Below are 18239 nucleotides of genomic sequence, written 5' to 3'. Positions count from 1 at the left end.
AAGTAATGACGACCTTTATTTCAATCGTGCTGATGTTCGGTGTACTCGTCGCCGTCCATGAATGGGGTCATCTCGTGATGGCGAAACGGGCAGGTATTCTCTGTCGGGAATTCGCGATTGGATTTGGACCGAAAATCTTTTCAGTGTTTAAGAATGAGACGTTGTATACGGTACGTCTGTTGCCAATCGGCGGTTACGTCAAGATGGCGGGTGAAGAACCGGAACTCGTTGAAATCAAATCAGGTCAAACCGTCGGATTACAGTTAAAGGACGGCGTCATCGAGACGATTTATTTCGATGCGGATCAGCCACAAGTCGACCAAGTCGTTACTGTCGAACGGATTGACTTATTGCGTCAACTCGAACTCGTTGGATTGCAAGACGAGACATCGGTTCGCTACCCCGTTTCACCGACAGCATTTCTCGTTGAAGGTCAGACACGGACACAAATTGCACCGTACGATCGTACATTCGGTTCGAAATCCGTATGGAAGCGCGTCCTTGCGATCGCTGCAGGACCGTTCATGAACTTTGTCCTCGCGTTCGTTATCCTGTTCGGTCTTGCCTTATATAATGGCTCTCCAACGGGGGACAGCGTCATCGGAACAGTTCAAAAGGGTTCTCCGGCCGATCAAGCTGGACTTGTTGAAGGTGACCGGATTGTCTCGGTCAACGGTCAGGATACAGCCAAATGGACTGATTTACGTGCTGGATTCCAAGATCGTGCCGGTAAAGCGACAGAAGTGAAATACGAACGTGATGGGAAAGAAACGACAACACAAATCACGCCAAAAGTACAACAGCAAGGAGAACAGAAGGTCGGCATCATCGGCGTCACGAATGAGACAGAAAAATCATTCGGGACAGCACTCCAAACCGGAGTTTCAGAAACATGGCGGATGTCGACGCTCATTGTCGGAGCTGTTGGAGATCTCGTGACGGGTGTCGTCGGCGTCGATCAGTTATCAGGACCAGTTGGGATCGTCAAAATGACCGATCAGGTCGCAGATAGTGGGTTCTCGATGCTATTGACATGGACAGCATTGTTGTCCGTCAACTTAGCAGTCTTCAACTTATTGCCACTTCCAGCACTTGACGGAGGACGATTGTTGTTCCTCTTCCTTGAAGCCTTACGCGGTAAACCAGTTGATCCTCAAAAAGAAGGATTGGTTCACTTCGTCGGTTTCGCGCTTTTGATGCTACTCATGCTCGTCGTCACTTGGAACGACATTCAAAAATTCTTTTAATTAATCACTCAGTCAAAGGAGTTCGTGACTCATTATGAAACAATCAAAACTATTCATGCCAACGTTGCGTGAAGTACCATCTGATGCAGAAGCCATCAGTCACCAACTCTTGCTTCGTGCAGGATTCATGCGTCAAAATGCCGCTGGGATCTATTCGTATCTACCCCTCGCAAAACGAGTACTCGCAAACATCGAGACGATCATCCGCGAGGAATTAGAAGCGGCGGGTGCGCAAGAATTACTGATGCCAGCGATTCAACCAGCTGAACTATGGGAAGAAACAGGACGCTGGGATATCTATGGACCTGAATTAATGCGCTTGACGGATCGTCACGATCGCCGGTTCGCGCTCGGAGCGACACACGAGGAACTGATCACTTCGATCGTTCGTGATGAATTGAACTCGTACAAAAAGTTACCGGTCAATCTCTTCCAAATTCAAATGAAGTACCGTGACGAACGTCGTCCACGTTTCGGTTTATTACGTGGTCGTGAGTTCATCATGAAGGACGCTTATTCGTTCCATTCTTCACAAGAGAGCTTAGACGAAGAGTATCAAAACATGTTTGATACGTATTCGCGGATTTTCACACGTGTCGGTCTTGAGTTCCGTCCAGTCGTCGCTGACTCAGGTGCGATAGGTGGTAGTGGAACACATGAGTTCCATGCGTTAGCAGCAATCGGTGAAGATACGATCGTCTATTCGGATCAGTCGGACTATGCGGCAAACTTAGAGATGGCAGAGTCGATCGACGCCTATCCGAAGCAAGACAAAGCACCAGAAGCACTTGAAGAAGTGCATACGGCAGATGCGAAGACGATCGAAGCGGTCAGCGCACATTTGAATTTACCAGCAAACGAATCAATCAAGACCGTCATCTTCAAGACGGAGCAAGGGCTTGTCATGGCACTCGTCCGGGGCGATCACGAAGTCAACGATATCAAGTTGAAAAACTATCTCGGTGCACTCGACATCACGATGGCGAGCGACGAAGAGATTGAAGCAGCGCTTCACTCAACGCCTGGAACACTTGGACCAATCGGGGCAGATATGAAGGTCGTCGCGGACTACGCGATTCGTGCCTTGACGAACGCTGTCTGTGGTGCAAATAAAGCGGAAACGCATTATATCCATGTCGACCCAAGCCGTGATTTCGAAGCAGAATATACAGACTTGCGCTTCGCAGAAGAAGGTGACGCGTCACCAGACGGTAACGGTCAAGTCAAGTTCGCTCGCGGGATTGAAGTCGGTCAAGTCTTCAAACTCGGAACACGTTACTCAGAAGGAATGGGAGCGACGTTCCTCGACGAGGGCGGTAAAGCACAACCTCTCATCATGGGTTGTTACGGCATTGGTGTCTCGCGGACATTGTCGGCAGTCGTCGAACAACATTATGATGAGCGTGGAATCATTTGGCCAAAAGCAATCGCGCCATACGATGTTCATTTAATCGTCGTCAACGGTAAAAATGCAGAACAACTCGAACTCGGAGAGACACTATACCGTGAGTTGACGGCTGCAGGATTCAGCGTCTTGCTTGACGACCGGAAAGAACGAGCAGGTGTCAAGTTCGCCGATGCTGATTTGATCGGTCTACCGGTTCGCTTGAACGTCGGGAAAAAAGCGACAGAAGGAATCGTCGAATTAAAAGCCCGTCGTGGTGGCGATGCAGAAGAAGTTGGACAGGAACAAGTCGTTGAGGCTGTTCGTTCACTCTATGAAGGTTTAGAATAAAGAATGGAGACGGTCACTTTTCATAAAGTGACTGTTTTCTTGTCTCACACCCATTCGCCCCTTGGGCAATCCGCAAGAGGAGGAGGAGTTGCTGTCACGGTGTGAAGCGATCAGACAGCACAATTGCGAGTGGATACACAACAACGCATGTCACTGTTGCTCAGTGACTTGGAATTACCGAACGGTATCATTGAAGAATACTTTCACGAAGCAGTTCTCGAGAAGCTTCGCGTCAATAAAGCAAAGGCAACCTGGACATTTGAAATTCGCTTGCCACATGTTTTACCCCAAAACGTCTATCAACTCTTTACGAGTCGTTTGACAAGTCGGTATCAGCAATTTGCCGAAGTCAAAATCATATTACACGCAGATAGCCGTCCAGATGAACGGATGTATCATGATTACTGGCCATATGTCGTGCAGGATCTCGCAGATGTCTCATCGGCAATGCGGACACAACTCGGGCGTGTCTTACCGGAGTTTAAAGAACAGAAACTATTCATTCCGGTCCGAAGTGAACCGGAAGCAGGTTTCTTAAAGAGTAGCTTATGTGGGGAATTACAATTACTCTATAGTGCTTACGGATTCCCAAAATTCAACTGTGAACCGATTGTTCAGATCAACGAATCGAAACAAGAAGCGTTGCGAAATCAGGTGAAACAGGAAGACATGGAAGAAGCAAAACGGATGCTCGAGTTGCAATTCAAACGGGAACAATCGCGAGATGACGATGATGGCCCTGTCGAAATCCGGATCGGGAAACCAATTCAAGATGAGATCGTTCCGATCAAGACGATTCAAGATGAGGAACGACGGATTGCGATCCGTGGTCTTGTTTTCTCAGCTGAGAGTCGTGAACTACGAAGTGGGAAGACAATTTTTACGTTCAAGATGACAGATTATACGGACTCGCTCGTCGTCAAAATGTTTGCGCGTGACGAAACAGACGTCAAAATCCTCTCAGCCATCAAAAAAGGCATGTGGATTCAAGCAGCAGGTCGTGTCGAGTTCGATACGTTCCTGCGCGATCTCTGTATGATGATTGCCCAACTGTCAGAAGTGAAGATGGAAGCCCCTGCTGACCCTTGGGCAGGCGAGAAACGTGTCGAGTTACATGCGCACTCGCAAATGAGCCAGATGGACGCCGTCATGAACGTGACAAAATACGTCGAGCGTGCCGCAAAATGGGGTCACCCTGCTGTCGCGATCACGGATCACGCCGGTGCACAAAGTTTTCCGGATGCCTACTATGCCGGAAAGAAAAACGATATCAAGGTACTGTACGGAATTGAAGCAAACGTCGTCAATGACGGGGTGCAAGTCGCCTACCATCCGGTGGAGCGCAATTTGGATGACGCGACATTCGTCGTCTTTGATGTCGAGACAACTGGTTTATCGGCGATGTACAACAAGATCATCGAACTTGCAGCTGTTAAAATCCACGATGGTGATATCATCGATAAATTCGAAGCATTCGCGGATCCGAAGCATCTATTGTCGGCGACGACGATTGACTTGACAGGGATTACCGATGATATGGTCCGGGGAAAACCAGACCCGGAACAAGTCGTCAAGGAATTCATGGACTGGGTCGGCGACTCGATTCTCGTTGCCCACAATGCCTCGTTTGATATTGGATTCTTGAATGCGACACTCCGGTCTGGTGGTCACGATGAATCAGTCTTACCGGTCATTGATACGCTTGAGTTAGCCCGTGTCCTGATGCCGACACTTAAAAACCACCGGTTGAACACACTCGCGAAACGATTTGACATCGAATTGACGCAGCATCACCGCGCCATTTATGATGCGGAAGCGACAGGATATTTGATGGTCAAGTTGCTTCAAATGGCAGATGAGATGTTCAACATGAAGACACATGCCTCACTCAATCGAGAGATGGGAAAAGATATCTCGCGGGCACGACCATACCACGCGACGGTCTATGCGAAGAACCGGACGGGCTTGAAGAATCTGTACCAATTGATTTCGATTGCTCACACAAAACACGTGCACCGTGTCGTCCGCACACCACGCTCACAACTCATTGCACATCGGGATGGGTTGATCATCGGGTCAGCTTGTGATAACGGCGAGGTATTTGATGCCGCCTTGAATAAGTCGGACGAAGATTTAGCAAAAGTGATGCAGTTCTATGATTTCATCGAGATTCAACCACCAGCGATGTATGGTCATTTGATCGAACGGGAAATCGTTCAGAATGAACTTGAACTGCGCGAACTGATTAAAAAGATCATCCGTGTCGCGGAAGAACATGACATCTTACCAGTCGCGACTGGTAACGTACATTACCTCGATCAACATGACGCCACGTATCGAGAAATTTTGATCCGGACGCAAGGTGGAGCGAACATGCTGAACATGCGAAAACAATTGCCACCGGCGCATTTCCGGACGACGAAGGAAATGATGGACGACTTTAAGTTCCTCGGACCAGATGTGTCGGAACGTCTCGTCATCACGAACAGTCAAGCCGTCGCGGAACAGTTCGAGAACATCGATATCATTCCAAAAGATCTTTATACACCGAAGATCGAAGGGGCAGACGAAGAAGTTCGGAATCTGTCGTACGATATGGCGCACCGGATTTATGGCGACACGTTACCAGAGATCGTCGAAGCCCGACTCGAAAAAGAGTTGAAGTCGATTATCGGTCACGGATTCGCTGTCATCTATTTGATTTCCCATAAACTCGTAAAAAAATCACTCGACGACGGCTATTTGGTCGGTTCACGGGGATCGGTCGGATCAAGTCTCGTTGCGACGATGACCGAGATCACGGAAGTCAATCCATTGCCACCGCATTATGTCTGTCCGAATTGTAAGGAATCGGAGTTCTTCGATGACGGTTCGGTCGGTTCAGGATTCGATTTACCGGATAAGTCCTGTTCGAAATGTGATGTCCCGTTGTTCAAAGACGGTCATGATATTCCGTTCGAGACGTTCCTTGGATTTAAAGGGGATAAGGTACCGGATATCGATTTGAACTTCAGTGGGGAATACCAGCCGCAAGCACACGCCTATACGAAAGTCTTGTTCGGTGACGATTACGTCTACCGTGCCGGAACGATCGGAACAATCGCCGAGAAGACGGCGTATGGCTATGTCAAAGGGTATCAGTCGGAGAATGAGTTGACATATCGGAATGCGGAAGTCGATCGTCTTGTCAGTGGTGTCACCGGTGTTAAACGGACGACTGGGCAACACCCGGGAGGGATCATCGTCGTACCGGACTATATGGACATTTACGATATCAGTCCGATACAGTATCCCGCAGACGATATGGGTTCTGAATGGAAGACGACACACTTTGACTTCCACTCGATTCACGATAACTTGCTCAAACTCGATATCCTCGGTCACGATGATCCGACGATGATTCGGATGCTACAGGATCTATCAGGACGTGATCCGAAGACGATTCCGGTCGATGACCCGGAAGTTATGAAAATCTTCAGTTCGACGGAATCGATCGGTGTGACGCCGGAACAGATTGATTCAAAAACGGGAACGCTCGGTATTCCGGAGTTCGGGACGAAGTTTGTCCGCCAAATGTTAGAAGAGACGAAACCGACGACGTTCTCGGAACTTGTCCAGATTTCAGGACTCTCGCACGGAACGGATGTCTGGCTCGGAAACGCCAGCGAATTAATTTACAACGGAACGTGTGAACTAAAAGACGTCATCGGTTGTCGAGATGATATCATGGTCTACTTGATCTACGCTGGTCTTGAACCGTCACTCGCCTTTAAAATCATGGAGTCGGTCCGTAAAGGGAAAGGACTCTCGATTGACATGGAAGAGGCGATGATTGAGAACGATGTGCCGCTCTGGTATATCGATTCCTGCAAGAAAATCAAGTATATGTTCCCGAAAGCCCATGCTGCCGCCTACGTCTTGATGGCTGTCCGGATTGCTTATTATAAAGTCCATCATCCGATGTATTACTACGCTTCGTACTTTACGGTACGTGCGGGTGATTTTGACATCGGTGCGATGAATAAGGGCTCTGCTGCCGTTCGGAAAGTCTTGCAAGACATCAAGGACAAAGGATTCGAGGCGACGGCGAAGGATAAGGGATTGTACACGGTTCTTGAAATCGCACTTGAGATGATTGAACGCGGCTTTACGTTCCAAAAGGTCGATCTCTATCGCTCGAGTGCAACGGAATTCCTCATTGACGGGGATACGCTGTTACCACCGTTTAACGCCGTGACAGGTCTCGGGACGAATGCTGCGAAGCAAATCGTCGAAGCACGTAAAGGCGGCGAATTCCTCTCAAAGGAAGATCTCCAAAAACGCGCCAAGTTATCGAAATCCATCATCGAGACGCTCGATAACCTAGGCTGTCTCGAAGGGTTACCAGACGAGAATCAGCTCTCCTTGTTCGACTTGTAAGCCCTTAGGAACACTTGCTTTGAGCGCTTTCCTATGCTATATTGAGTGAGGAAATGTTTTTTATACTACGACTTGGAAGGAGTAGGGGGACCTGCTCCTTTCTTGTTTGTTTTTTGAAGGAGGATGAAGATGACGAACGTAACGGAAAAGGTCGAAGCGCTCGCAAAACCAATCGTCGAACGAGAGGGGATGGAGCTAGTCGACGTTGAATTCGTCAAAGAAGGGGCGGATTGGTTCCTACGTGTCTCCATCGACAAAGAGGGTGGCGTGGATCTTGAAGACTGCGTCAAAATCAATGAACAGTTATCGGAAGCATTGAATGACAATGATCCGATCGACGAGCCGTATTACCTCGACGTCGCTAGTCCAGGAGCGGAACGTCCACTGAAGAAAGACGAGGACTTCGAAAAGGCGATTGGGAAACATGTGTACATCAAAACGCACGATCCAGTAAAGAATGCGGTTGAGTTCGAAGGAACGTTGCTCGCGTACACACCTGAGATGCTTGAAATCGAAGTGCGTGTCAAAACAAGAAAATTGAAAATTGAGATACCGGTCGACAAGATTTCACTTGCGCGACTTGCGGTAATGTTCTGACGGAAAGGAAGAGAACGATGGGACCACAGTTACTCGAGGCGATCAATCAAATCGCGAAAGAGAAGGAAATTGACAAGAACATCATCATCGATGCGCTCGAACAGGCATTAATTTCAGCGTACCGACGCAACTTCGGAAAAGAGTCGGAGGCTGTAAAGGTCGAATTCGACCAGCAGACAGGAGACATCCGTGTCTTCGCGCTTAAGGAAGTCGTCGAACGATTGACACAACCAGAAGAGCAACTTTCGCTTGAAGAGGCGCACGAGATCGATCCGACATATGAACTCGGCGATTTCCATAAAGTCGAAGTGACGCCAGGCGACTTCGGTCGTGTTGCGGCACAAACAGCAAAACAAATCGTCACACAAAAAATGCGTGAAGCAGAACGCGAACGCATCTACAATCACTTCGCGGATCGTGAAGACGAGATCATGACAGGTATCGTCGAGCGTCAAGATGCACGCAACTTGTACGTCAACCTAGAAGGTATCGAAGCTGTCTTGACGACACACGAGCAAATGCCGAACGAGCGTTTCGGGATTCGTGATCGCATCAAGGTGTACGTCACGAAGGTTGATCCGATGGTCAAAGGATCAGGGGCATCGATTCTCGTATCACGGACACATCCAGGTCTCTTAAAACGTCTCTTCGAAATCGAAGTACCAGAGATTTCAAGTGGCGAAGTCGAAGTCAAGTCTGTGGCGCGTGAAGCGGGCGACCGTTCGAAAATCGCAGTCGCAGCGGACGACATCGATCCAGTCGGTGCATGTGTCGGACAAAAAGGGGCGCGTGTTCAACGCATCGTCAATGATTTGAACGGGGAAAAAATCGATATCGTCCGTTACTCGGATGATCCGAAAGAATATGTCGCGAACGCACTCAGCCCAGCTCAAGTCGTTGCGGTCTATGTCAACGAACCAGCGAAAGCGACAATCGTCGTCGTTCCAGATTTCCAACTGTCGCTTGCAATCGGGAAACGTGGTCAAAACGCGCGTCTCGCAGCGAAATTGACAGGATGGAAAATCGACATCAAGAGCGAGTCTGAAGCGGAAGCGATGGATCTCGAAGATGTCTTCGCGACGGAAGAGCCGGCAGTAGAAGCGGTCCAAGTCGAAGGCGAGGAATAATTCGTGCAAAAAAAGGTACCATTACGTAAGTGTGTCATCACACAAGAAATGAAACCGAAAAAAGAATTAATTCGTGTCGTCCGGACACCTGAACAAGAGGTCGTCATCGATTTAAATGGTAAGATGAATGGGCGAGGTGCCTATTTATCGAAAGATGCGGCAGTCATTGCGACGGCGAAGAAAAAACGGACGCTTGATCATCATTTAAAGGTCAAGACGACAGATGCCTTATACGATGAATTGCTTGAAATCGCGGGAGGTACAAATGAGTAAATGGGAATCCCTTCTCGGTCTCGCGAATCGAGCTAGAAAAGTGACGACGGGAGAAGAACTCGTACTGAAAGAAGTACGAGGAGGGCAAGCGAAGCTTGTTCTTTTAGCAGCAGATGCGGGGGCTGCCACGCGTAAGAAAGTCACAGATAAATGTACGAGTTATCAGGTTCCTTACCTAGAAGTCGCCGACCGTACGATTCTCGGTCAAGCATTAGGAAAGGATGCGCGTGTTGTCGTGTCAGTCAATGAAGCCGGATTTGCGAAAAAGCTAACTGAACTCCTCTCGAACGACTAATTGGAGGTGGATCCTTTGGGTAAACGTGTATACGAATTCGCCAAGGAACAAAATGTAACAAGTAAGCAGGTCATCACCCAGCTTGAAAAGCTGGAGAAACCAGTCAAGAATCATATGGCAGTATTAGATGAACAGACAGTACAGCAACTCGATCAAGTATTTAATCCCGAGAAATATCGGGCTCAAAAGACGGAGGCTCCAAAACAAGTGAAATCAGATAATAAACCGAACCGACCAGGAAGTACAAACAAACCAGCAGGTAACCAATCACGTAACAGCAAAGGCGGACGCCCAGAATTCGGCAACCGTAACAACCGTGGCGGCAAACGTCGTCCGAACCAAAAGAAAGCAGAACCGCGTAAACTTGAAGTAGCGGATCCGAACTCGAAGTCGAGTCAACGTAAAGCTGCTCGCCGTGCACAAGAAGAGGCGATGGCAAACGTCGTTCAATACTCTGACAACTTGACAGTCGGTGAACTCGCTGAAAAAATGGCGAAAAAACCGAATGAACTGATCATGAAATTGATGGGTCTCGGTGTCATGGCGAACATCAACCAAGATCTTGATGACGAGACAGTGGAACTTCTCGCGACAGAGTTCGGCTTTGAAGTCGAGAAGACAGTCCAAGTCGATGAGACGGACTTTGATCAGTACGAATTGAATCTCGACCAGTACGAATTGTCTGAGCGTCCACCGGTCGTTACGATCATGGGACACGTTGACCACGGTAAAACGACATTGCTTGATTCGATTCGTAACACGAAGGTCACTGCAGGCGAAGCTGGCGGGATCACACAGCACATCGGTGCTTACCAAGTTGAGATCGACGGCAAGAAAATTACGTTCCTTGATACACCAGGTCACGCGGCGTTCACGACGATGCGTGCACGTGGAGCAGATGTCACGGATATCGCGATCATCGTCGTTGCAGCGGATGACGGTGTCATGCCACAGACGGAAGAAGCGATCAGCCACGCGAAAGCAGCTGGCGTTCCAATCATCGTTGCTGTCAACAAGATGGATAAAGAAGGCGCAAACCCAGACCGTGTCAAACAAGAATTGACAGAGTTCGAACTCGTTGCAGAGGACTGGGGTGGCGATACGATCTTCGTACCCGTTTCAGCACTTAAAGGTGACGGCATCGATGAATTGCTCGAAATGATTCTTCTCGTTTCAGAAGTACAAGAATACAAATCAACACCAGAAATGAACGGTCGCGGAACAGTCATCGAGGCGAAACTCGATAAAGGACGCGGTCCAGTCGCGACGCTTCTCGTACAACACGGGACACTTCGTGTTGGGGATCCAATCGTCGTCGGTCACACGTTCGGTCGTATCCGGGCAATGGTCAACGATATCGGTCGTCGTGTCAAAGAAGTCGGACCATCGACGCCAATCGAAATTACAGGTTTGAACGATGTCCCGAAAGCGGGTGATCAATTCTTCGCGTTCGAAGATGAGAAAAAAGCACGCCAAATCGGTGAAGCACGTTACCAACGTGAAATCGAAGCACAACGTCGCGATTCAGCGAAAGTCAGCTTAGAAGATCTCTTCGACCGCATCAAAGAAGGCGAAGTCAAGGATCTCAACATCATCATCAAAGGTGATGTTCAAGGTTCAGTTGAAGCCTTAGCCGGTTCATTGAAGAAAATTGATGTCGAAGGTGTTAAAATTAACATCGTACATTCAGGTGTTGGTGCGATCACGGAAGGTGACGTCATCCTCGCCTCAGCAGCAAATGCGATCATCATCGGATTCAACGTTCGTCCGGATGGTAACGCAAAATCAATGGCAGATCAGGAGAAAGTCGAAATTCGTCTTCACCGGATCATCTATAACGCGATTGAAGAAATCGAGCAAGCGATGAAAGGTCTCCTTGATCCTGAATTCGTCGAGAAAATCATCGGTCAAGCTGAAGTCCGCGATGTCATCAAAGTATCGAAAGTCGGTACGATCGCAGGTGGATATGTCACGGAAGGTAAGTTGACGCGTGATGCAGGCGTCCGTGTCGTTCGTGACAGCATCGTCATCTACGAAGGAAAACTCGACACACTTCGCCGCTTCAAAGATGATGTCAAAGAAGTCGCTGCTGGTTACGAATGTGGTATTAAGATCGAACGTTATGATGACGTAAAAGTCGATGATGTCATCGAAGCGTTCATCATGGAAGAAGTCAAACGGAAGTAACAGAACGGAATCCATTCTTCCGAACTGGAGGGAACAAACATGAGTTTACGCTCGAATCGTGTCGCCGAACAGGTGCGTAAGGAAATTACGCAACTGCTCATCAAAGATGTCAAGGATCCACGCGTCAAGCCGATTACCGTCACAGGTGTCGAAGTGACAGGAGACTTGCAACAAGCGACGATCTTCTATTCGGTCCTCGGTGACGAAAAAGCACGTGAGGATGCGCGCATCGGTCTTGAAAAATCAAAAGGCTTCATGCGCAAGGAAATCGGATCGCGGATTCGTCTACGAAAAACACCTGAATTATTGTTCGAGGTCGATTCTTCTGTCGAATACGGATCACGCATTGATGAGTTGCTTCGGAATTTGAACAAAGATTAACATCTAAGGCAACCACGTGTGTGGTTGCCTTTTTTCAAGGAGGAAATAACGTGGAACCCATCGGAGTATTACCGTTAGATAAACCAGCGGGTATGACGAGTCATGATTGTGTCTTTCGTCTACGTCGCTTGTTTCAGACGAAAAAAGTCGGACATACAGGTACGCTTGATCCGGAAGTAACGGGTGTCTTACCGATTTGTCTCGGTCGAGCGACGAAGCTTGCCCGCTTCATCACGGATGAAGGAAAGCGCTACGCGGCGGAAGTGACGATTGGCTTTGCAACGACGACGGAAGATGCGCACGGGGAAACAGTTCGCGAAACAGCGGTTGAACCGGGAACTATTACCGAGGAAGCAATTGAGGACATCTTGACTCAATTGACAGGAGAGATCGAGCAGACGCCACCGTATTATTCAGCTGTTAAAGTGAATGGGAAAAAATTATATGAATATGCCCGAAAAGGCATTGAAGTCGAACGACCGACACGAATCGTCCGCATCGATCGATTAGAGCGGACATCGGCCCTTGTGTTCGAAGATGGTCTTTGTCGCTTCCGCCTCGATATTGCATGTGGAAAAGGGACGTATATCCGGACATTAGCAGTAGAAATCGGAGAACGACTTGGTTACGCGGCACACATGAGTGAACTACGCCGGACAGGCTCTGGTGCGATTGCTGAGACGGATACAGTGACTCTTGAGACACTCGAATCGTATGAGACAGTCGAAGAACGGATGCAACACGTCCTACCGATCGAACACGTCATCCAAAAATGGCCACGCTTGACGGTCGATGCGTCAACAGCGCAACGGGTCTTGAACGGAGCAAAGCTAACAAGCATTCCAGTCGAATTCGAGCTGTTTACTGTCTATAATGAAGAAGACGTACCTTTAGCGCTATATCGACGTCTTCCAGAAGAACAGGTAGCACGCGTCGAGGTCATGCTACAAATCGATTAAGATCGGAGAGAGCATCATGGACATCATACATTTAACATATCCGGAACAACCTCAAAAAGACCCTGCTGTCATCGCACTCGGCTTTTTTGACGGTGTACATCTCGGACATCAGCAAGTCATCGCAGCAGCACGGAAAGAGGCGGAGGCTCGTCGCCTGCCCTTGGCTATCATGACCTTTGATCCCCATCCGAAACAAGTGCTTGGTAAAGGGGATGAACCAGTCCACTACATCACACCGCTTGAACGTAAATTAGAGAAACTCGAGCAGCTTGGTGTAGATCGTGTTTATGTGATTGAGTTTACGATTCCTTTCTCGGAATTATCACCGCAAGCGTTCGTCGACGAATATCTGATTGCGTCTGGAGCAGAACACGTCGTTGCTGGATTCGATTATTCCTACGGTCGTTTCGGAGCCGGCAAAATGGCGACGCTTGATTTTCATAGTCGTGGCACATTTACGCATACCGTCGTAGCAGAATTCCAAGAAGAAGCTGAAAAGATCAGCTCAACCCGGATTCGTCGTTTACTTGCTGCAGGAGAAGTCGAACCGGCTGCATGTTTGCTTGGAGAACCTTACCAAATCAAAGGCACGATCATTCACGGTGACGCACGCGGTCGACAAATTGGCTTCCCGACAGCGAACATGCGCCCAGATTTTGCCTACGTCATTCCAAAACTCGGGGTGTATGCGACATTCGTTCGCCTAGCAGACGGTCGTCGGTTCAAGGCGATGACGAACGTCGGCAGACGCCCGACGTTCTATGAGACGGGAGAGGTCAGCATCGAGACGCATCTTCTTGACTTTGATGAGGATCTTTATGGTCAAGAATTGACGCTTGAATGGATTGCTTACTTACGCGATGAAAAAGCCTTCAACGGTATCGATCAATTGAAAGAACAATTGGCACGGGACCGCGAAGAAGCAAAGGTACAATTAAGCGTTTGACAGTACGGACAGGGTTCGTTATGATAGGTCAGTACGATCACGTACAGCCGATTCACTTGGCATCTGGTCTCACCATCCGATGCTCGGGAATACGGTCATTCATAAGATGGAGGTGGAGTGACAATGGCACTCACAAAAGAACGTAAAAACGAAATCATCGAAGCATATGCTACGAAACAAGGCGATACTGGTTCGCCGGAAGTACAAGTTGCTGTTTTAACTGAACAGATCACAACTTTGAACGATCACTTACGTACACACAAAAAGGATCACCACTCACGTCGTGGTCTCTTGAAAATGGTCGGTCGTCGCCGTAACTTGCTCACATACCTTCGTAACAAGGATGTTGCACGTTACCGTTCGTTGATCGAGCGTCTTGGTCTCCGTCGCTAATCCCGACGAGAACGAGGTAGGGAAGCAGGAGCATCGTCTCCTGTTTCTTTTTTTTGCCGATTCATGGACTTTTTGCGCAAGAACCTACATAATTAGATTTGAATGAAAAAACGGATAGCAGTGAGAGGAGATTTGTGCATGTCACAAACAAAACAGACGTTTTCGACCGAACTCGGTGGACGTCCATTAACGATTGAAATCGGTCAATTAGCAAAACAAGCGAACGGAGCAGCATTGATTCGTTACGGCGATACAGCCGTTCTTGCTACGGTCGTTGCATCAAAACAACCGAAGGACTTAGATTTCTTCCCATTAACAGTGAACTATGAAGAAAAATTATATGCGGCAGGGAAAATCCCAGGTGGATTCCTCAAACGTGAAGGACGTCCTGGAGAGAGTGCGATCTTGACTTCGCGTCTGATCGACCGTCCAATCCGTCCATTATTCCCGGACGGTTTCCGTCACGACGTTCAAGTGGCGACGACGGTTCTTTCGTCAGATGCTGACAATTCACCAGAAGTCGCTGCGATGATCGGGGCTTCGATTGCGCTTTCGATCTCGGATATTCCATTCGACGGTCCAATCGCAGGCGTGACGATCGGTCGCGTTGACGGAGAATTCGTCGTGAACCCGACTTCAGCGCAAATGGAAGTCAGCGACATCGACCTTCAAGTTGCCGGAACAAAACATGCCGTCAACATGGTTGAAGCAGGTGCGAAGGAAGTATCGGAACAAGCAATGCTTGAAGCGATCTTGCTCGGACACGATGTCATCAAGGAAATGATCGCGTTCCAAGAAGAAATCGTCGCACAAGTCGGTAAAGAGAAGTTCGAATATACGGTATCAAGCTTCGATGAGACAATCGTCAATCGCCTGAAAGCAGAAGCATTGGCAGAAGTCACACAAGCAGTTCAAGTCGAAGAAAAACAAGCACGTGACGTTGCCATCAACGAAGTCATCGCAAAATACATCGAGTTGTATGCAGCTGACGAGTCCGTCACAGCAGAACAATTGGCAGAAGTATCAGGCGTTCTCAACAAGTTCGTCAAAGACGAAGTCCGTCGCCTCATCACGGAAGACAAAGTTCGTCCAGATGGTCGTGGTCTTGCTGAGATCCGTCCACTTGATTCAGAAGTCGGTCTCTTACCACGTGCGCACGGTTCAGGTTTGTTCACACGCGGTCAGACACAAGTCTTGTCTGTTGCGACACTCGGTGTTGCAGCTGACGCTCAAATCATTGATGGACTTGGTCTGAAGGAAGAGAAACGTTTCATGCACCATTATAACTTCCCACCATTCTCAGTTGGGGAAGCACGTCCGATGCGTGCACCAGGTCGTCGTGAAATTGGTCACGGGGCACTCGGAGAACGCGCACTTTTACCAGTTCTACCGAATGAAGTTGATTTCCCGTACACGATTCGTCTCGTGTCAGAAGTCCTTGAGTCGAACGGTTCTTCATCACAGGCTTCCATCTGTGGTTCGATCCTTGCCATGATGGATGCGGGTGTTCCATTAAAAGCACCTGTCGCTGGTATCGCGATGGGCTTGATCATGGAAGGCGAAAATTACTCGATCTTGACAGATATCCAAGGGATGGAAGATCATCTCGGAGATATGGACTTTAAAGTCGCTGGAACTCACGAAGGTGTCACAGCTTTGCAAATGGATATGAAAATTGGCGGAATCACGCGTCAAATTCTTGAAGAAGCACTTGAACAAGCACGTCTTGGTCGTCTGCATATTCTTGAGCATATGCAATCTGTCATTGCTGAACCGCGTGTCGAATTGTCGCAATACGCGCCGAAAATCGTCACACTTAAAATCAATCCAGATAAAATCCGTGATGTCATCGGACCTGGTGGTAAAGTCATCAACGGTATCATTGATGAGACAGGCGTTAAGATCGACATCGATCAAGACGGAACAGTCTTTATCGCTTCGACGGATCAAGCTGGCATCGATCGTGCCCGTCAATTGATCGAAGATATCGTCCGTGAAGTCGTCGTCGGGGAAGAGTTCGATGGAACGGTCCGTCGCGTTGAGAAATTCGGTGCATTCGTTGAATTGTTCAAAGGAAAAGACGCACTCGTCCACATCTCGGAACTCGCACTTGACCGTGTTGGTCAAACGGAAGATGTCGTTAAACTTGGAGATAAGCTAAAAGTCCGTGTCACAGAAATCGATGACAAAGGACGCGTTAACGCGTCGCACAAAGTCCTGCTCGTCGAAGGATTAAGCGAAGAAGACCGTGCCGCATACGAAGAAAAGAAAAAGACAGAGCGTGAGAACCGCCCGCCACGCCGGGATCAGGGTTCACGCCCACCACGTGACGGACAACGTCCACCACGTCGTAACTAATGAATCCAAGGTGGCTCGACGGTGCAGAGAATGCAACGAGAGCCACCTTGTTTCCTATATTTGGAGGAATTACTATGATCGAACGGATACAACTAGAAAACGGGGTTCGACTAATCGTTGAACGGATGCCAGAAGCACGCAGCGTCGCGACCGGAATCTTCATTCAAGCAGGAAGTCGGACGGAACAGATCGAGGAGCATGGGATCAGTCATCTCATCGAGCATATGATGTTCAAAGGAACAAAACGCCATACGGCAAAAGAGATTGCAGTTTATTTTGACCGACTTGGTGGAAATATTAATGCGTTCACGAGTAAGGATCAAACGTGTTATTACGTCAAGACATTAGATGAACATGCAGGTGAAGCCTTTCACGTATTGGCGGATATGTTCCTCGAATCGACGTTTGACGCGGATGAACTGGAAAAAGAGAAAAAGGTCGTCATTGAAGAGATTAAAATGTACGATGACACACCAGATGATCTCGTCCATGAGTTATTAGCTGTTGCGGCTTACGGAGAGGATGTCATGGCTCGACCGATTCTTGGAACGGAAGAGAGTGTGCTTCGGATTGATCGAACGATGATCGGACGATATCTCGAAGAAGCATATGCTCCGGATCAAATCGTCATTTCCGTTGCCGGAAACGTCTCAAACGAGTTGATTACGCAGATTCAAGAGCGGATGTCGATCCTCGAATCACGATCGAAGACCCGTGAGACAGCGTCACCAAGGTTACAAAATGGTGTGATTCGTAAGGAAAAGGATACGGAACAGGCACATATTTGTTATAATTTCCGTGCGATTCCTTCTGCTGATCCACGATTGCCTGCCCTCGCCTTACTCAACAATGCATTCGGTGCGACGATGTCGAGTCGCTTGTTCCAATCTATCCGAGAGGAACGCGGTCTTGCTTATTCAGTCTTTTCCTATTACACGACGTTTGACGATCATGGCACGTTCACGATTTATGTCGGTACGTCTCCGGAATCAGTCGAAGAGGTCGAACAGGTTCTCGCTGCTGAGATTGATCGCTTGAAGCGGGACGGACTATCCGCTAAGGAACTCGAAGATGGCATTGAACAGCTAAAAGGTTCTCTGATTTTAGGAAACGAAGGCACATCGAGCCATATGAACCGAAATGCCCGAAATGAGTTGCATCTGCATCGTCACCCGTCACTCGAAGAAGTACTAGCGGATGTAGAACGAATTCGTCCATCGGACATCGAAGGGCTGATTGAGCACATCTTTTCGGAGGAACCGGCAAAGGCCTATATTCTTCCGGCAGACCAGGAAGAGGAAGCATGACAGCAGAACGGAATA

General features: G+C 48.5%; 14 protein-coding genes. All 14 read left to right on the top strand.

The genetic code is table 11. The features are described 5' to 3' along the window. Window positions 1-5: 5 nt before the first annotated feature. The 14 genes from rseP to HZS85_RS06465 all read left to right on the top strand — a co-directional run bounded on the left by rseP (window position 6) and on the right by HZS85_RS06465 (window position 18224). Window positions 6-1247, top strand: a complete 1242-nt coding sequence (rseP, locus tag HZS85_RS06535; RefSeq protein WP_056062204.1) for an RIP metalloprotease RseP — start codon at window positions 6-8, stop codon at window positions 1245-1247. 34 nt (window positions 1248-1281) lie between these two features. Next, window positions 1282-2982, top strand: a complete 1701-nt coding sequence (locus HZS85_RS06530) for a proline--tRNA ligase (RefSeq protein ID WP_035407061.1) — start codon at window positions 1282-1284, stop codon at window positions 2980-2982. A gap of 147 nt (window positions 2983-3129) precedes the next feature. Next, the gene (locus HZS85_RS06525) at window positions 3130-7401 is read left to right on the top strand and encodes a PolC-type DNA polymerase III (RefSeq protein ID WP_214854740.1); all 4272 of its coding nucleotides are present in this window, start codon (window positions 3130-3132) and stop codon (window positions 7399-7401) included. A gap of 129 nt (window positions 7402-7530) precedes the next feature. Beyond that, window positions 7531-7998: a ribosome maturation factor RimP gene (gene rimP / locus HZS85_RS06520; protein WP_023468684.1), complete on the top strand. Its 468-nt coding sequence runs from the start codon at window positions 7531-7533 to the stop codon at window positions 7996-7998. Window positions 7999-8015: 17 nt separating this feature from the next. After that, entirely contained in the window at window positions 8016-9125 is a 1110-nt protein-coding gene (nusA, locus tag HZS85_RS06515; RefSeq protein ID WP_023468683.1) for a transcription termination factor NusA, read from the top strand. 3 nt (window positions 9126-9128) lie between these two features. Next, window positions 9129-9398, top strand: coding sequence for an RNase P modulator RnpM (gene rnpM / locus HZS85_RS06510; protein WP_023468682.1), 270 nt, complete (start codon window positions 9129-9131; stop codon window positions 9396-9398). Then, the gene (locus tag HZS85_RS06505) at window positions 9391-9693 is read left to right on the top strand and encodes a YlxQ family RNA-binding protein (RefSeq protein ID WP_023468681.1); all 303 of its coding nucleotides are present in this window, start codon (window positions 9391-9393) and stop codon (window positions 9691-9693) included. Before rnpM ends, HZS85_RS06505 begins: the two co-directional genes overlap by 8 nt. Window positions 9694-9708: 15 nt before the next feature. Next, window positions 9709-11880: a translation initiation factor IF-2 gene (gene infB, locus HZS85_RS06495; protein ID WP_251137860.1), complete on the top strand. Its 2172-nt coding sequence runs from the start codon at window positions 9709-9711 to the stop codon at window positions 11878-11880. A gap of 39 nt (window positions 11881-11919) precedes the next feature. Beyond that, complete coding sequence (gene rbfA, locus HZS85_RS06490) at window positions 11920-12261, top strand: 30S ribosome-binding factor RbfA (RefSeq protein WP_023468679.1); 342 nt, start codon at window positions 11920-11922, stop codon at window positions 12259-12261. A gap of 50 nt (window positions 12262-12311) precedes the next feature. Then, window positions 12312-13220 carry a tRNA pseudouridine(55) synthase TruB gene (gene truB / locus HZS85_RS06485; protein ID WP_214854482.1) on the top strand — a complete coding sequence of 303 codons (909 nt, stop codon included), beginning with the start codon at window positions 12312-12314 and terminating at the stop codon, window positions 13218-13220. A gap of 16 nt (window positions 13221-13236) precedes the next feature. After that, on the top strand, window positions 13237-14166 hold the full coding sequence (locus HZS85_RS06480; protein ID WP_214854479.1) for a bifunctional riboflavin kinase/FAD synthetase: 930 nt from the start codon (window positions 13237-13239) through the stop codon (window positions 14164-14166). Window positions 14167-14289: 123 nt separating this feature from the next. Next, window positions 14290-14559: a 30S ribosomal protein S15 gene (gene rpsO / locus HZS85_RS06475; RefSeq protein ID WP_023468676.1), complete on the top strand. Its 270-nt coding sequence runs from the start codon at window positions 14290-14292 to the stop codon at window positions 14557-14559. Window positions 14560-14697: 138 nt separating this feature from the next. Beyond that, on the top strand, window positions 14698-16917 hold the full coding sequence (gene pnp, locus HZS85_RS06470) for a polyribonucleotide nucleotidyltransferase (protein WP_214854476.1): 2220 nt from the start codon (window positions 14698-14700) through the stop codon (window positions 16915-16917). 74 nt (window positions 16918-16991) lie between these two features. After that, entirely contained in the window at window positions 16992-18224 is a 1233-nt protein-coding gene (locus HZS85_RS06465) for a M16 family metallopeptidase (RefSeq protein ID WP_214854473.1), read from the top strand. Window positions 18225-18239 lie beyond the last annotated feature (15 nt).

Origin of the sequence: Exiguobacterium sp. s130 (assembly GCF_018619055.1) — a bacterium.
GTDB lineage: Bacteria > Bacillota > Bacilli > Exiguobacteriales > Exiguobacteriaceae > Exiguobacterium_A.
Note: the sequence above shows the minus strand (reverse complement) of the source record. Positions and strands in the feature narration are given on the sequence as shown.

Excerpts from the sequence above, each read along its gene's own strand:
- rseP (WP_056062204.1), top strand. The coding sequence starts at position 6 with ATGACGACCTTTATTTCAATCGTGCTGATGTTCGGTGTACTCGTCGCC.
- HZS85_RS06530 (WP_035407061.1), top strand. The coding sequence starts at position 1,282 with ATGAAACAATCAAAACTATTCATGCCAACGTTGCGTGAAGTACCATCT.
- HZS85_RS06525 (WP_214854740.1), top strand. The coding sequence starts at position 3,130 with ATGTCACTGTTGCTCAGTGACTTGGAATTACCGAACGGTATCATTGAA.
- rimP (WP_023468684.1), top strand. The coding sequence starts at position 7,531 with ATGACGAACGTAACGGAAAAGGTCGAAGCGCTCGCAAAACCAATCGTC.
- nusA (WP_023468683.1), top strand. The coding sequence starts at position 8,016 with ATGGGACCACAGTTACTCGAGGCGATCAATCAAATCGCGAAAGAGAAG.
- HZS85_RS06505 (WP_023468681.1), top strand. The coding sequence starts at position 9,391 with ATGAGTAAATGGGAATCCCTTCTCGGTCTCGCGAATCGAGCTAGAAAA.
- rbfA (WP_023468679.1), top strand. The coding sequence starts at position 11,920 with ATGAGTTTACGCTCGAATCGTGTCGCCGAACAGGTGCGTAAGGAAATT.
- HZS85_RS06480 (WP_214854479.1), top strand. The coding sequence starts at position 13,237 with ATGGACATCATACATTTAACATATCCGGAACAACCTCAAAAAGACCCT.
- rpsO (WP_023468676.1), top strand. The coding sequence starts at position 14,290 with ATGGCACTCACAAAAGAACGTAAAAACGAAATCATCGAAGCATATGCT.
- pnp (WP_214854476.1), top strand. The coding sequence starts at position 14,698 with ATGTCACAAACAAAACAGACGTTTTCGACCGAACTCGGTGGACGTCCA.
- HZS85_RS06465 (WP_214854473.1), top strand. The coding sequence starts at position 16,992 with ATGATCGAACGGATACAACTAGAAAACGGGGTTCGACTAATCGTTGAA.